Origin of the sequence: Mycobacterium sp. D16Q13 (assembly GCF_002013375.1) — a bacterium.
Classification (GTDB): Bacteria; Actinomycetota; Actinomycetes; order Mycobacteriales; family Mycobacteriaceae; genus Mycobacterium.
On record NZ_MAEW01000003.1, the window covers coordinates 618,253 to 633,493 of the forward strand.

A 15,241-nucleotide genomic window follows, 5' to 3' on the forward strand; every position below is an offset into this window, starting at 1 on the left:
CGGATATTTCCGCATGCTGCCGGCCGTGTCTGGTCGGTGTTCGCTGCAGGCGAGGGGGCGCATGCATGGGCGTTCCGGGTCCCGGGTTACCGCGGCGTTCCCGGCAATCAGTTTGACCTGATGTATCTGCCGATTCTCGGCACCAGATTCACGGGCCGTTTCCGATGTGAGTTGACCCGGTTTCAGCCATCCCATACCTGGGAGTGCCGCACTGTCGCCACGGTCAAATACGGGGCCACGGCCGATTGGGTGAACCGCGTCGAACTTACCGACCACCCGCGAGGCACGCTGGTGCGATGGGCGTTGTCAGGCACGAATCTCACTGACGGGCACGAACGCGTGCTTTACCGCGTCTACACAGGCCATGTCCGCAAGACGCTAGGCGATCTGGGTCGGTATCTGGATCAGAACCCCCACAGCGAGCGCCTCTACCAACCACAGCTGTGACGACTGCGGAAACGTCGCGACAGGCGCTAGTCAACCGCCCAGGTCAGCGTGAGCTCGTCGCGGGTGCCGAACCGCTCCAGATGACGTTTCACAACGTCACCGAACTCCGCGGAGCTTGCCTCGACATGCAGTTCTCCCGGCTGTGGACGCAGCACGGTGACCGCGTCGGGGCTCATCTCGATCTGTACCGCACCGCCGTCGAGCTCGGTCACCGCGCTCTTGGCCGCCCAGTGCTGCGCGAGTTGTTTTGCGTAGCGCTCGGGACGGTCGGTGACGATCACGCCGTGAACAGTGGCCATCTCCCGATTCTTCCAGGTTCTGCGCGAGGGTGTCAGTGCGGCGCAATACCGATGGCCTCGCGGCGGTTCGATGCCTGGAGTTTCCGGTAAATAGAACGCTGATGTGTCTTGAGGGTGTTGACCGACACCGAGAGCTTCGCGGCAATTTCCGCCGTGGTCATGGGAGTGCGCAGGTACGCCAACACTTCTCGTTCCCGCGAGGTCAGTGCCACGGCGGGGTTCTCCGATGCGCCCGTCTCGCACGCCAGCAGGCATTCGCCGAGAAAGTCCGGATAGGCCGTCTGGGAGCTGTGCGCCCCCAACAGCCCCCGGCACGGCTGGTCGGCGTTGTCCAGGAACGGGTAGCGCACGGATTCGGGGGCGGCCAGTGCCAGCGAATCCTCCAGGAGCCGGTGGGCCTGGGTGTGGTCGGCACGCTCCCACGCCAGCAGTGCGCCGATCAGCAGGGCGTAGGCGCGCGTGTACGGAGCCACCGACTCGCCACGTGCGTTATCGGCCAAAGCCTGTGCCAACTCGAGGTTCCCGAGTCGCCGACATATACCGGCGACGATCGCAGAGGCCATGGGCAGCGGTGTCACACCCACGAGCCTCGCCGCCAACTCGAATGCCTCCCCGGCGTGCCCGCGCATCTCTGCGATCCTCGCGAGTGCGGCTGTGCGGAAGCTGCCCAACGGGACGGCCCTGTTGTCTCCCTCACCGATGCGCATGGCCACCGCTTCCAGCTGCGGCAAGGCGGCGTCGCACCCCTGGTTTCGCAGCGCCGCAGCAGTGAAGACCAACATCATGCGGCCGATGTCCGGATAGCCCTCTCCCACCGCCGCATCCACCACCGTGAAATCCTCGAGCGCCCCAGCCAGCTCGCCCTGCCACAGCTTCATGAATCCCGTAGTGAAAGAGGCTATCCCGCCGCCCTCGTGGGAGAGCCACGGAACTTCTGCCATGCTCAGGGATCGTTGGGCGCGGCCGAACTGCCCGGCATGGACATGGGCGAAGGCCAGGCTCTCCGTGGCCCTGTCCGCGACCGCTGTGAGCCCCAGCGCGCGGCCTTCCTGAGCGGCCGATTCCAGCAGCCGCATCGAGTGACCGACATCGCGCCGCAGCCGGGTTTCAGCCCAGCCCAACAGGAACAGTGCACACGCATACACCCGGTCGGGCACGAGCGCCCGATCGGTGAGGGCTTCGGTGACAGCGTCGACGGCGCCCGCCATGGTGCTGTGGTCATCGGAGATCAGGATGCGGCTCAGATCCGCGACTAGGCGCACACGCCGAGACTCGGCGTTGTCATGTGCCAAGGTCTGGGCGCGTTCGAAATGCAGCAGTGCGCCGAGGCGGTCGCCCGCGACCTCCCGGCAGCAGGAACGCACCATCGCCACATCGGCACTCTCCCCGAATGCCTCGGCCACCTGGATGCAGGCGCCCTCCAGCGCCACAGATCTGGCCTCCAGCAGCAGCTCGAGCCAGTGATCGGTGATGGTCTCCGCGGCCAGCTGCGCGTCCGCCCCGCGGACGGCGTGCTCGACGGCATCCAAGGGGTAGCGGTCTCGCAATTCGCGTGCGGCTAGCAGATTCAAGGCGCTCCAGCGCGCGGGATCCGATTGCCTCAGCACTTCGCCGCAGCCCTGCGCGAACATCGAATGCCATTGGTAGACAGCATCTTCACCAGATCCGAAGCGTTCGATGAACAGGCTGGATGACGCACATTCGGCGAGAAGCCCGGCGGCATCGGCACGCCCGGAGAGCACACCGGCCAGGCGTTGGTCCACCCGCGTACATACCGTCACCGCGAGCACGAACTCGGCCAGCTCCGGGCGCAGCCGCCCGAGAACAGCGGCACGGATGTACTCGGTGAGATCGAAATCATCTAAGGCACTGGGCGTTTGGCCGTCCAACAAGGCCAGCCGCACGGCTGCGGGCCAGCCTCCGGTGCCGCGCACGATCTGTTCGGCATCCCCGGCCGAGAGGTTCTGGCGTACTTGGCCGGCGGCCGTGAGCACATCCGCAGCGGTGAAAGCCAATTCGCCCGCCGCGATGACTGCCACCTGGCCATGTACCCGCAACCGGGTGAGCAGTGTCTCGGGCGCCTCCGTGGTGATCAGAACCAGTCGCAGCCAGGGCGGGCCGTGCTCAACGAACTCGACGAACTCCGCGGACTGCGTGACGGCAATGGCCTTCTGGAAATCGTCGAGCACGATGGTGACCGGGCCCGGCATGTCGATCGTGGACAGGGCGGTGAACACCAGTCCCGGAGACGGCAGCTCGAAGGCGGTGGCCAGAGCCCGCCGGACTTGGATGTCGGCGCCGTCACCCACCGCGTGGCGCAGCGCGGTCATGACGCCGCGAACCAATTCGGGGAAGTCTGCCGCCTGCTCTGTCACCGTCAGCCATCCGATCGAGCCCGGCTGCCGCAGCCGGCGCGCTGCGGCCCATTGCCCCACGGCGACGGTCTTGCCGAAACCCGATGGCGCGAGCACCACGACGGCCCGCGACTGCTGAACATGCACGTCAAGAGCACTATGGACGCCTGAGCGGGCGATCATCTCGGGGCTCGCCGACGGCGGTGTAGCCAGGAACCACGGTGCCGGGCTCCACGCCGTCGAACCGGTGGGCTTGCCGCCTGCGGTCAGATCGACGCGGTCAGCCATCCACTCATTCTCGCCCTGCCCAGCTGAGACGAGTTAGCCGGGCAGGGCCAGCGCCGTCAGGTCTGCGACTGCCCCAGGGTGACCTGGACCGTGCGCGAGGTTCCCGACGGGTCGTCGTAGGTGAGCGCCATGGTGTCGCCAGGAGCCTTGGAGCGGACCGCGGCCACCAGAGCCTCGGGGCCGTCGATCACCTGGTCGTCGACCTTGGTGATCACGGAACCCTTGGGCACGCCGGCGGTTGCCGCCGCGCTGCCGCGCGCAACTCCTGCCACCAGTGCGCCACGTGTGTCCTGGTCGGAGCCGAGTTGGACACCCAGCGAGGCTTGCCGGACGGTTCCGGTGGCCACCAGTTCATCCGCGATGCGCTTGGCTTGATCCACCGGAATGGCGAAGCCCAGGCCGATCGAGCCGGCCTGTCCGCCACCCTGCGAGTCCTGGCCCCCACCCAGCGACGCGATCGCCGAGTTCACACCGATGAGGGAACCGTTCATATCGACAAGCGCGCCGCCGGAGTTGCCGGGATTAATCGCCGCGTCCGTCTGGATGGCATTCATCACCGAATGCTGGCCGCTCTGCTCATCGCCGGTAGCGACCGGGCGCCGCAGCGCGCTGATGATGCCGGTGGTCACCGTTCCCTGCAGGCCCAAGGGTGAGCCGATGGCGACAACGTTCTGCCCCACCTTCAGGTCTTTCGACGAACCAATGGTGATCGGGGTCAGGTCGGAAACGCCCTGAGCACGGACCACCGCGATGTCATCGGCGGGATCGGCGCCGACCATGGTGAACGGCACCGTACGGCCGTCGGCCAGGGTCACCGTTGCCTTGACACCGTCACCGGTCCGGGCAGAGGGCGGAGTGGTACGCCCGTCGGAGCCGTCCAGTTCTGAGCCGTCGCGCCCGTCCCGGTAACCGCCGGGAAGCTGTCCGCCCGGGAGGATGCCGGGCGGAAGGTTGGAGAGTGGCCCGCCGGGCGCGGGAGCCGAGGGCGCAAGGTCGCCGCTGCCCGACATGGCCGCGGCCACCACATGGTTATTGGTCAGGATCAATCCGTCGGAGCTCAGGACGACGCCGGACCCCTCCTCGCCCTGCTGTCCACTTTGGATCTTTAGTTGCACCACACTGGGCAACACCTTGGCCGACACCTCTTCGACTGAGTTGCCCGCGGGCGTGCTGCCAGGTTTTCCGAGTATTGAACCCGTTGGCAGTGAGGGCTTTCCGACGGGTGCGGGACTCGACACCTGCGCTACGGGGGCGGGATGACCGGAGCGGTTCACCACGACGACGGCCGTGGTGGCGCTGGCAGCGATGGCCACCACAACGGCGCCGCACGTCAGCCCCATGGCGCGAAGACGTTTCCGGCGCAGAGGGTTCGGAGCCAGTTCGGCACGGTCCGGGAATGTCTCGCCATACGCGTAGCGCGTCCGGGTGTCGGTGGATGCACCGTGCACCTGCCGATAGCCGTGCTGGCCCAACGGGAATTCGTTTCCGTACGGCGGATGCCCAGGCTGGTAATTCATCGATAGTTCCTTCTTCCTCAAGATGCAGTCAGGGCACTGTCCGCCTCTGGTACGCACTGTCACAGTGCCTGTATCCACTGAGGCCAGGCTGAGAATTTCCTCTCTGCAGCCCAAGACTTTTCAGGGGGTAGTGGGAGTAGGTGGCGGTTGCTGTCCCGTATCCACCACCGCGAGGGGTGCCGTCGCCGGTTCGGGCGACGGCACATCGCGGCCACGCCGGACAATCTCAAAGACATTGATCGGCCACCAGAACCAGCGTCCCAATGCCGCGGCGATCGCGGGCGTCATGAATGCCCGAACGATCAGTGTGTCGACAATCAGTCCGATACCGATGGTCGTTCCCATCTGGCCGACGACACGCAGATCGCTGACGACCATCGACATCATGGTGAACGCGAACACCAGGCCTGCGGCGGTGACGACGCGACCGGTGGCGCCCATGCCGCGGATCATGCCCGTGTGCAGCCCGGCGTGGATTTCCTCCTTGAGCCGCGATACCACCAGCAGGTTGTAGTCCGAACCCACCGCCAGCAGGATCACCATCGATAAGGGAATCACGATCCACTGCACGCCCAGGCCAAGGATGTCCTGCCACAACAGCACTGTTAGGCCGCAGGCCGTGCCCAGGGATGCCGCGACGGTGCCGACGATCACCAGGGCGGCCACCACACTGCGGGTGATCAGCACCATGATCGCGAAGATCAGGATCATCGAGGCGATGATCGCGACCATCAAATCGATGGAAACACCGTCCTGCATATCGGCAAACATTGATGCGGTGCCCCCGATCGAGACCTTGGCATTGGACAGCGGAGTGCCCTTAACCGCGTCGGCGACAACACCTTTGAGGTCACGGACGTGTTGGATTCCTTCGACCGACGCCGGGTCTCCCTCGTGGGTGATGATGAAGCGGACAGCCTTGCCATCCGGCGAGACGAACATCTTGAGCCCGCGTTTGAAGTCGGGGTTGGTGAACACGTCTGGCGATATATAGAAGAAATCGTCGTTCTTGGCCTGATCGAAGTACAGACCGATTTCCGTGGCACCCTTGGCCATTTCCTGTTGCTGGGCTTGGATACCGGCCGTCACACTATGCGTCGAGATCATGAAGTCGCGCATCCTGATCATCGAATCGATGGTCGTCCTCAGCACCGGAAGCATCTGCGGCATCAGCTGATCCATCTTGTCCATATCCGCGATAAGGCCGTTCATTTGGTCGGCGAGCACGTCAACGCTGTCCAAAACATCGAAGATCGATCGCAGCGACTGGCAGATCGGGATATCAAAGCAATGCTTCTCCCAGTAGAAGTAATTGCGCAGCGGCCGGAAGAAGTCATCGAAATTGGCTAAGTTGTCACGCATCTCCTGGATGGTCGCGTTCATCTCGTGGGTCCGGCCCACCATGCCGTGCATGGTGCCCGTGAGCTCCTGCATGAGGCTGTACATCCGCTCCATGGTGGCAACGGTCTTACTCAGCTCGTCGGCCTGTTCGAGCATCTGCGCCGAGTTGTCGCTGTTGAACTTTGACGTCTGCAGGGTACCCGCGTTCTGCGCTCCCATCAGGAACGGGAGCGAGCTGTGCTCGATCGGCGCCCCGAGCGGACGGGTGAGGGTCTGCACCCGTTCGATACCGCGCATACGCACGATGCCCTTGGCCACCTTGTCGATGACCAGCATGTCGGCCGGGGTGCGCAGGTCGTGATCGGCCTCCAGCATCAGGAGTTCCGGGTTCATCCGGGCCTGGGAGAAGTGCCGGCCGGCGACCTCCATGGCAAGGTTGGCCGGCATGTCGGCGGGCGTGAACTTCTGGTCGTTGTACTGCGGCACGTACGTCATGAGGCTGACGAATCCTACGATCGCGATCAGGCTGGTCAACACGATGATCGGAATGGGCCAACGCACCACCGACGTACCGACCCTGCGCCAGCCTCGTGCGGAGAGCGTGCCCTTGGGTTCCAGCAGCCCAAACTTCGAGGCCACCGTCAGCACCGCGGGCGCCAACGTCAGCGCGGCGACCACGATCACCAGCATCGAGATCGCACACGGCAGCGCCATGCTCTGGAAGTACGGGAGCGTGGTCATGGTCAAGCACAGGCACGCGCCGACGATGGTCAGACCGGAACCCAGAATGACGTGAGAGACACCGTGATACGCCACGTAATACGCGTCTTCCCGGCTCAGTCCCTTCGACCTCTCCTCGTGATAGCGACCGAATAGGAAGATCACGTAGTCCGTGCCGGCCGCCAGCGCCAGCGCCGTCACCATGCTCACCGCGTAGGGGGTCAGTCCGATGAAGTTCAGGTAGCCCGCTGTTGCCGTAACACCTTGGGCGGCAATTAATTCCAGACCAATAATGACCATGGAGATGAGCATGGTGACGATGGAGCGGTAAATGAACAGGAGCATCACGATGATCACGCCGACCGAGAGCATTTCCAAGATCGCCATGCTCTGCTGACCAGCCACACTGGTATCGGCGTTGAGTGCGGTACTGCCGGCAACATACGCCGTGATGCCCGGCGGCGCAGGCACGGAATCGACTATCTGGCGCACCGCGGCCACCGATTCATAGCTGGCGCTGGTGCCCTGCGACCCGTTGAGGAAGATCTGCACATAGGCGGCCTTGCCGTCCACACTTTGTGAGCCCGCCGCGGTCAGCGGATCGCTCCAGAAGTCCTGGACGTTCTGCACGTGTTCCTGATCGGCCTTGAGCTTCTCGACGATCTGGTTGTAGTACTTGTGCGCGGCATCGCCCAGCTTGTCGTCACCTTCCAAAACGACCATCGCCGAAGAGTCCGAGTCGTATTGCTGAAACACCTTGCCGATGTTCAGCATCCCTTGGTACGACTCGGAATTCTGCGGGCTTAGCGGCACCGAGCGGGACTCCGCGACGTCGTTGAGTGACGGAATCAAGGCGCCCAGAATGACCACGAGCGCCACCCAGAACAGGATGATCGGTACCGACAGGAGCCGGATCGTGTGGCCGAGGAGCGGCCGGTGCGGACTCACGTGCGAATTGCTCATACGGATTTCACCAAGCAGTAGATGAACGGTTTGACTTTGTCTGTGCTGGTTCGGTCATCGCGCGTCTCGCCATCGACCGTGACGCGGCAGCCGAGGCTGGTGACGTCGCCATCACCCTGAGCGACGATGTTGGCCGACATCGACGGCACCGTCGTCACAATCGTGAACGACCAAGGGAGCACGGAATTTTCGATGAGATGGGGTTGACCGTTCTCGTCGAGGTAGTTGATGTTCGCGGCGCCACCCGACCCCACGATCTCGTAGGTGACGCGCTTGGGGTTGACGTTCGCGGTGACGCCGGATCCCTCGCCGAGTTTCGGCGGACGAGGGGCAGCGGAACTGCGGATCTGCGTGATCGCGTAGCCACCGATCCCGACGACAACCACCAGGAGCAGCGGAATCCAGAACCGCTTCAACAGTCGATACACCCGTGCATCCCTCCTGCCTCTCCATGCCCGAGCGCAAGCGCCTGCCGGTGAGGCGACCGGTCGCGCCGCATTGTGTACCGGCGGTCTATTACGACACAGACCGTACCACGGTAATAGACCGTCGGTACGCTATGACGCCGCTGGGCGTCGGATTAGCATCGGGCCATGACCTTCCGCCGGGCGCGCAGCGAGGAGCAGCGCGAGATCCGCCGGCAAGCGATTCTGGGAACCGCGTCGTCGATGCTCAGCGATATGCCGGTCAGCCAGGTCAGCCTCAATGAATTGAGCCGCCGCACCGGCCTGGCAAAGTCTGCAATGGTGCGGTATTTCGAGTCACGCGAGGCCGTGCTCCTGGAGCTGCTGGGTACCTTGCTGCACAGCTGGGTGTCCGAAATTGCGGCGGAACTCTCCCACGAAACGCCCACCGGCTCGGCCCAGGAACGTGTCGATCGCTTGGCCGCCGTGCTCAGCCGCTCTCTGCAGCAGCATGCCGTGCTGTGTGACTTGATGGCCGCACAGCCAGGCGTACTGGAACACAATGTCTCGGCCGAGACGCTGCTGTGTTTCTGGCGCTCGACGTACGCCAGCGTCGCTCGGTTCGCCGAGGCCATCCGAAGCTTTATCCCCGAGCTTGACGAAGACGCCCACAGCGTGTCCGTCACCATACTGATGACCACCGGCGCGCTGTGGATGTACGCGCAACCGTCCGACAGCGCCGTCGCCGCCGCCGAGGCCGAACCCGAACTGGCAGTGGTCCACATGCGCTTCAACACCGACTTGGAGACCACGCTGGCCCGGCTCATCACCGGCGCCCTGGTGAAGCGCAGTTCCTGATCGCCTGTCCGTCCCAGATCTCAGCGTCGAGGTACGGCTCGCGCCGCGAGCGGAACCAGCCACAGGAACGCGAGGAGGTCGAAAAATATGGTCGACGGCAATCTGTTGTGCACCAGCGCTATCGACAACTCACGCGTCGGGTCCGCCCACCCGAAGCACCCGTTCAGTCCCACATGGCCGAAACCACTCGACAGCAGAGGTAGCGGCATCGAATGAAATCCCATGTGCCACATCATCGGAACGTGTAGTACGCCATCGACACGAAGACTCGGCTTTCGCGTGAAGGAGGCCACCGCGGACGGCGACAGTAGCCGCACGCCATCCACACTGCCGTCGCCTGCCACCGCCGCGTACAGCTTGGCCAGCGACTCGGCTGACGACACGGCGTTGACAGCGGGCATCTGCGCATCGAGGGCCACGGAGTCGGCGTCCACAATCGCCTGGGACATACCGGGACCGGCGTAGAAACTGCTCGCCAGCGATCTGACGAAAGCGGGGCCACGCGCGGCACGAGCGAGCCAGCGTTCCGAGAAAATACTGGTAAAACAGCCTATCGGGTCCACGAATTGCGCCAGCGGGATGGCTTGCAGCCCCAGTGGGCGACCCAGGTGCAGCTCCGCAAGACCCAACGGCGCGGCCAGTTCTTGTGCATAGAGGTCCCGCATATCTTGCCCGGTGACCGCCCGAGCCAAACCGGCGAGCAGCCAGCCGATGGTCAGCGCGTGATAGGCCGGTTTTCCGGCCAAGCGGTCCAAGGGTGCCGCGGCCAGACGCTCCTCCATCAGCCGGTGATCGAGTTCCTCGTCGAGGCTGTCAGCTATTCCGACGATTTGCGATAGTCCGGCCGTGTGGTTGAGAACGGCACCTACCGTGACGGCGCGTTTGCCGTTGGCGCCGAACTCGGGCCAGTACTGCGCTACCGGGGCGTCATAGTCGATGAGGCCGCGGTCGGCGAGACGGTGGATGACCAGGGATGAGAGCCCTTTGGATGCCGAATAGATGACGCCGGACGTCTCCGGCGACCACGGACGGGTGCCGTCCTTGTCGCTAGTGCCCGCCCAGAGATCCACAACCTTCTCACCCCGGTAGTAGACGGCCAGTGCCCCGCCGCCGCGCAACCGGTTGCCGAAGAGCGCACCGAAGGCCTTGCCCAACAAGCGGAATCGATGGTCCACCAATAGCTCCCGAGGGACATGTGGGGCGATCTCCGGCAGATCAGAAGAAAACTCGGGCTCGGATGTCATCTGCTGACCCAATCGATTGATGAAGGAACTTCGGCGGTCCTGCCACATCAGCTTTACCCGAGAGTAAAGCCAGTGAGATGTTCCGTCAAGACTGGCGCTGCACCCTGCTCGATACGACGACCGCTCACAGGTGCCGGATCACGGAAGTCATCCATGCCATCCTGTGACGATGCCACCCACCCATCGCAGGCCGTCCGATGACGAGCTGCTGGACGGCGCCCGTGACGTATTTGCCGAACATGGTTACCAGGCAGCGAGTATGGCCGAGATCGCCCGGCGTGCGTCGACCACAAAGCCGACGTTGTACGCACATTTCGGGTCAAAGGAGGCGATGTACTCGCTGGTCTTCCAACGCGAGGCCGAGGCCATTCAGAATCACCTGTTCGCGGTGTACGAAAACCTGCCGGAGGGCGACGTCGAGGGGTGGGTGAAGACGGCACTGGACGCCGGAATGAGCTATGTCGCTGACAATCCCACCAGCTTTCGCGTCTTGGTTGGCACCTCGGAGGCCGGGACTCCAGCTGCCGCAGCGATGCGGTCGATGCTCGACAGCTTCATCGATCGAATCGCCCAGATCGTCGATGACGCGGTCCGTCGCCGCGGCGCCATACCGGCGCTACCGACGCGAACAGTGGCGGCAATGGCCGTTGCGAGCGGTCTGGAAGCGGCGCGCCAGGGCATCCTTGTCGACGGGCTCAGTCCCGCGCATGCCGCCGAGCTGGCGACCGCCTACATCGCGGGCGGAATAGCCGCGATAGAAACAAGACTGGTGACCCAGTAGCGCCCGTGAGCCCACAACGGCCAGGACCGCGAACGTCAGTCCCGTGATCCGGTAGAGTTCCCCGGCGAGGCACCGCCGATGTAGTTCAATGGCAGAACATCAGCTTCCCAAGCTGAATACGCGGGTTCGATTCCCGTCATCGGCTCCATAAGTGAGCAGCGGTAACGCCGTTCGATCCTGTTCGACCGGGGCCCTCAGGGTCGCCAAAGGTCACAAGTCAGATGACACTCTTGTCGGCCGTCGAGTGATGCCCCTGCTCTCTTACGGATGGGCTTTGCCGTACTCCAGAACGGAGAGTGCCGCCCCCATCTGGGGGGTTCCGAGGAACGACGGGGGCGGCACCAGCGATGATCCTGGCAGATTGCTGACCGATTCGCCCAATCCACGCGCGACACTCACGCCTAGGAGCAACCTAAGCCGATCTAGCAAACATCATATCCTGGACAAGTGCCGGTGTGATGTGAGAGAGTTCGACTGCGGCTACTCAGAGTCGTCTGTGGGGGATTTACGCGGAGGGGCTCATCTCGTGGTCATCAAGCATCGTTGGCATGTGTCTACAGGTTTGCGCAGCGCACTGGCAGTGACGGCCGTGGCGGTTGTAATCGTTGGTGGCGTCAAGGTGACCAGCGACTACACGACCCCGGGTAGCGGCTTCTCTACTATCGCCACAGGCGCGGCCGACCCAACTGGTCCCACGGGAGGCTCGAACGGGCCTGGCGGGATGAACGGCCAGCAGTTCCAGCCGCCAAGTCTGCCGCCGCAGCAGTCGGACTACCAGGGCGGTATTAACCAGCCGCCGCTTGATCAGAACAACGGGATTTCCATCTACAACACGGGCGCTCAAGGTGCGCCTCAGCAGGTCCCTGGTCAGCAGGGTGGGCAACAGCCGGAAGGGCAGCAGCCTCTACACGGGACGCAGATTCCCGACTACCAGACTGCGACTCCATACACGCAGGGCCCGGGTAAGACGAATCCGGATTACCAAGCGCCACAACAGGGAAATCAGGCTCAACAACCACAGCAGGGCCAACAACAGCCACAGACCCATGCCCCTACCCAACAGCCGAGTCAAGCGCCCACGCAGACTCAGCAGCCGTCAAGAGAGAATCCGAGTCCAACGAGCGCCACCCAGCCGAGTTCGACTGTCAGCACAACGATTTCGACCACAACGACTTCTCAGAACAACAACGCCCCGTGCGACAAAGCCGTATCGATTGACCGACTGACGTGCGTGTTGACTAAGGCAAACAAGGTAAAGGACCTCACCACAAACAAAGAGCAGATCGAGACGATCTTCAAGTCGCCGACCCTGAGGCAGGAGTGGATAGATCACTACGCCGACTTCGAGTTCCGGATAGTCCCAGGCAACTCCGCATACACCCAGCCAAGCGAGGGATATATAGCAGTCGGACAGAACATCGTTCAAAGCAACAACCCGGGGTCTCTGGCCGAAACGCTTGCTCACGAGTTCGGGCACGGCCAGTACTTCTATTCAGGCAGGCCCGATGGCGACAGCACGGGCCTGGTGAACGAGGCCTATGCAACGCTTCACAACATCACAGTTCAGCGGGAAATCCTCTCCAACGGCGGACAAGATATCGGCATAGCTGGGCAATATGCAATCTTTGGCCCAGACGGTCAGCCCGTAGTGAACCCAGACGGGACCGCCGGCTACTACGACGTCACCCAACTGTTGAACCAGATATACGACTCCCCAAAAAGCCTCGATGAAAAGATGGCCGATATCGCACAGATATTCGCTGTCCACGAGGCACCGAGCAGTTGCCCGACCATCAACTATGCGCAGTACTACAAGACGGGATGCCCATGACGATTACCCCCACAGTCCGTCGGCGATCCGCTGTTGTGGCGGTCGCGTTGACGGCCGTATTTCTGAGTTGCTGCGCTAGCCCGCCCAACGCGACTGGAGTGCCAGACGGTGATCGTGATCTCTGGTGGCTGGTAGATCAGGCCGAACAGAACGTCCCGCTGACGATTGATAAGACCCAAGACATCCTCGGCATACCGCTCAAACAGGTGAGCGATCAACGGTGGCGTGGCGAGAAATCGGTTGAATTGAGTTCAAAACTCACCGTGCAGAACGTCGAGTCCTTCGCGAATGACAACGACAAACAGCGACTCACATTTTTCATGGTGTCAACCCGGCCATGCATCACAAAGGCCGATGTCGAATCCAGGTACAGCACCCTCGAGCGATACTACGTATCACCGCACAATCCCGACTTCAAAGAGGGCTGGGCGCAAAACCGGGCGTGGGGAAAGCTCGTGTTTCTGATCGGCCGCGGCTCGGGCTGCGTCGCGGAAGTCTCACTAGTCGACAGATAGCAGAACTGTGCCTCTGGATAGCCGTTAGGCGATCCCGCAGCATCGCGTCCGTATGAGCCACCGGAGGGGCTTTGATCGGGCGTTGCCTTCCCCCAAGCTGAATACGCGGGTTCGATTCCCGTCGTCGGCTCGACTAGTTCCGGCACTTCCTCTTGGTGGCTTCGTGCTCCTCGGGATTCGTGTGCTTGACCCACGCGCGTACCGGCCAGAACAGCACCCACAGCACGCCATATCCCGCCCAGTAGATGGGCAGCATGATCATCAATGCAAAGAGCCAGCCCGGATAGATCAAGATCAGGCAGAACTGGGCGAACTGCTTGATTCCCACCGGCTGTCCCTCGGCCATCGAAATCAGGAACCCGGGCCGCATGGCCTCCAGGATCCATTTGCCGGCGGGCTTCTGCGCGGCAGCCGCGCCCTCGATCTGCGCGGAGGTCTGCTCGGAGGCTGTCGACACAGGCTCGATACCCGCGGATCCGGTGGGCTCATAGGCGGTCATGTCGTTGACGCTAAGCACCCACGTTGGAGATCCATTGAATGCCTGCACACGGCGCTGGAACGGGGTCCAACCGATTTCCAATCACCCCTACTCCGATCTTGCGCAGCGCCGTTGGAAATTGATTGGACCGTCGGTTGGAGATCGTTAGGAAGCCGGTTCGGTCGAGTGCAGCGTTAGAGCTGCTTCACCAGACTGACCGAGCGATTGACCTCCGAGAACCCCAGCCCCTCATAGAGCCGCACGGCACCGGTGGGGCTATCCGCGTCAACGTCAAGAACGGCCCGCTCAAGCCCTTCGTTTTTGTAGGTACGCATGGCGTACGTCAACACCGCCCGCGCGAGTTTGCGTCCACGCCAGTCGCGCCGGACACCCACCAAGTCGATGAACCCGAACGAGTAACCGTTCGCCTCCCACTCCTCCTCATTGACCTCACTGAGCAGGTACGCGGCGACGGTATCCTGTCCCGCGGCATCACGTGCGACGACGACGAATGAGAGGTCAGCGCGGAACGCCTTCAGCCTGTGGTCCGATTCCCAGTCCACGCGGGCGATCGGCTGGCTGCCCCAATGATCGCGGAACGCCTCGTTGTGGGCGTCCCGGGTTGCTTCAGACCATTCGGGACCATAGGTCTCGATCCGCATGCCCTCAGGAAGAGTGACGTCAGGGATGGGTTGACTGAGATCGCGCTCGAGCTCATGCCACCACCTCACCGATTCGTATCCGTTGCGGTGGAACAAATCGATCGTCCAGACAGCGCGTTCCTCCGCGACTCCGGCGAGCCAACCAGGCAAGCATTCATCCGATTCCACGAGATGCTGCAGCCCGCGCTGCTCCTGCCAACGGAGCAGACTGGTCCCGATTCCTTCGCCGCGCCGGTCGGGATGAACGGTGCCATCCAACGTCACCCATACGACAGTTTCATTGCTGGACTTCACCGTTGCCGAGCCGAACGCGACCGCTCGCCCCGATTGGTCGACTGCGATGACCGAGTCGAGCGCCGGATCGAAGTCGTCGTCATCGAATTCTTCTACGAGTTCGTCCATCATGACCAGGCTCGTGGGGTGATCAATCGCTCCCGAGGCTCGCCAGAGGTCGAACAGCAGCGGTATGTCATCTTCGGTTGCTGCCCGCCACGTCAAGTCATCTCCGGCGCTTGGCATTTCCACCACGGCCGGGGCAC

General features: G+C 63.0%; 12 protein-coding genes, 2 tRNA genes and 1 pseudogene. 6 read left to right on the top strand and 9 right to left on the bottom strand.

Annotation, left to right across the window (positions count from 1 at the left end; translation table 11 throughout):
* Window positions 1–473 precede the first annotated feature (473 nt).
* The 5 genes from B4400_RS05690 to B4400_RS05710 all read right to left on the bottom strand — a co-directional run bounded on the left by B4400_RS05690 (window position 474) and on the right by B4400_RS05710 (window position 8,357).
* Complete coding sequence (locus B4400_RS05690) at window positions 474–746, bottom strand: DUF2218 domain-containing protein (RefSeq protein ID WP_078307371.1); 273 nt, start codon at window positions 744–746, stop codon at window positions 474–476.
* Between the two features lie 32 nt (window positions 747–778).
* On the bottom strand, window positions 779–3,388 hold the full coding sequence (locus B4400_RS05695; RefSeq protein WP_078307369.1) for a LuxR C-terminal-related transcriptional regulator: 2,610 nt from the start codon (window positions 3,386–3,388) through the stop codon (window positions 779–781).
* Between the two features lie 56 nt (window positions 3,389–3,444).
* A complete protein-coding gene (locus B4400_RS05700) occupies window positions 3,445–4,722 on the bottom strand; it encodes a S1C family serine protease (protein ID WP_078307456.1) in 1,278 nt (425 codons plus the stop codon).
* Window positions 4,723–5,025: 303 nt separating this feature from the next.
* Window positions 5,026–7,929: an MMPL/RND family transporter gene (locus B4400_RS05705; protein ID WP_078307367.1), complete on the bottom strand. Its 2,904-nt coding sequence runs from the start codon at window positions 7,927–7,929 to the stop codon at window positions 5,026–5,028.
* A complete protein-coding gene (locus B4400_RS05710; RefSeq protein WP_078307365.1) occupies window positions 7,926–8,357 on the bottom strand; it encodes an MmpS family transport accessory protein in 432 nt (143 codons plus the stop codon). The genes B4400_RS05705 and B4400_RS05710 overlap by 4 nt, the downstream gene beginning before the upstream one ends.
* 165 nt (window positions 8,358–8,522) lie before the next feature.
* On the opposite strand from B4400_RS05710, the gene B4400_RS05715 reads away from it, so the two are divergent.
* Window positions 8,523–9,191 (top strand): TetR/AcrR family transcriptional regulator, encoded by a 669-nt coding sequence (locus B4400_RS05715; protein WP_078307363.1) that lies wholly within the window; start codon window positions 8,523–8,525, stop codon window positions 9,189–9,191.
* A 20-nt stretch (window positions 9,192–9,211) separates the two neighbouring features.
* Here B4400_RS05715 and B4400_RS05720 read toward each other — a convergent pair whose 3' ends face one another.
* A complete protein-coding gene (locus tag B4400_RS05720; protein WP_078307453.1) occupies window positions 9,212–10,435 on the bottom strand; it encodes a serine hydrolase domain-containing protein in 1,224 nt (407 codons plus the stop codon).
* Between the two features lie 169 nt (window positions 10,436–10,604).
* Between B4400_RS05720 and B4400_RS05725 the strand changes: the two genes are divergently transcribed.
* Both B4400_RS05725 and B4400_RS05730 read left to right on the top strand, forming a co-directional pair.
* On the top strand, window positions 10,605–11,216 hold the full coding sequence (locus B4400_RS05725; protein ID WP_078307361.1) for a TetR/AcrR family transcriptional regulator: 612 nt from the start codon (window positions 10,605–10,607) through the stop codon (window positions 11,214–11,216).
* Window positions 11,217–11,290: 74 nt separating this feature from the next.
* Window positions 11,291–11,364, top strand: a tRNA-Gly gene (locus B4400_RS05730).
* Window positions 11,365–11,477: 113 nt separating this feature from the next.
* Here B4400_RS05730 and B4400_RS24565 read toward each other — a convergent pair.
* Entirely contained in the window at window positions 11,478–11,615 is a 138-nt protein-coding gene (locus B4400_RS24565; RefSeq protein ID WP_170914926.1) for a hypothetical protein, read from the bottom strand.
* Window positions 11,616–11,742: 127 nt separating this feature from the next.
* On the opposite strand from B4400_RS24565, the pseudogene B4400_RS25130 reads away from it, so the two are divergent.
* From B4400_RS25130 to B4400_RS24570, 3 genes and pseudogenes are all read left to right on the top strand, one after another.
* Window positions 11,743–12,309, top strand: a pseudogene (locus B4400_RS25130) (DUF6973 domain-containing protein); the annotation flags it as partial.
* 773 nt (window positions 12,310–13,082) lie between these two features.
* Window positions 13,083–13,562, top strand: coding sequence for a hypothetical protein (locus tag B4400_RS05740; protein WP_139360145.1), 480 nt, complete (start codon window positions 13,083–13,085; stop codon window positions 13,560–13,562).
* A gap of 56 nt (window positions 13,563–13,618) precedes the next feature.
* Window positions 13,619–13,692: transfer RNA gene (locus tag B4400_RS24570), tRNA-OTHER, on the top strand.
* 3 nt (window positions 13,693–13,695) lie between these two features.
* Here the strand turns inward: B4400_RS24570 and B4400_RS05745 are convergent.
* Together B4400_RS05745 and B4400_RS05750 are read right to left on the bottom strand one after the other, a co-directional pair.
* Window positions 13,696–14,061, bottom strand: a complete 366-nt coding sequence (locus tag B4400_RS05745) for a hypothetical protein (RefSeq protein ID WP_286142049.1) — start codon at window positions 14,059–14,061, stop codon at window positions 13,696–13,698.
* A gap of 173 nt (window positions 14,062–14,234) precedes the next feature.
* Window positions 14,235–15,221, bottom strand: a complete 987-nt coding sequence (locus tag B4400_RS05750; protein ID WP_286142057.1) for a GNAT family N-acetyltransferase — start codon at window positions 15,219–15,221, stop codon at window positions 14,235–14,237.
* Between the last annotated feature and the right edge of the window lie 20 nt (window positions 15,222–15,241).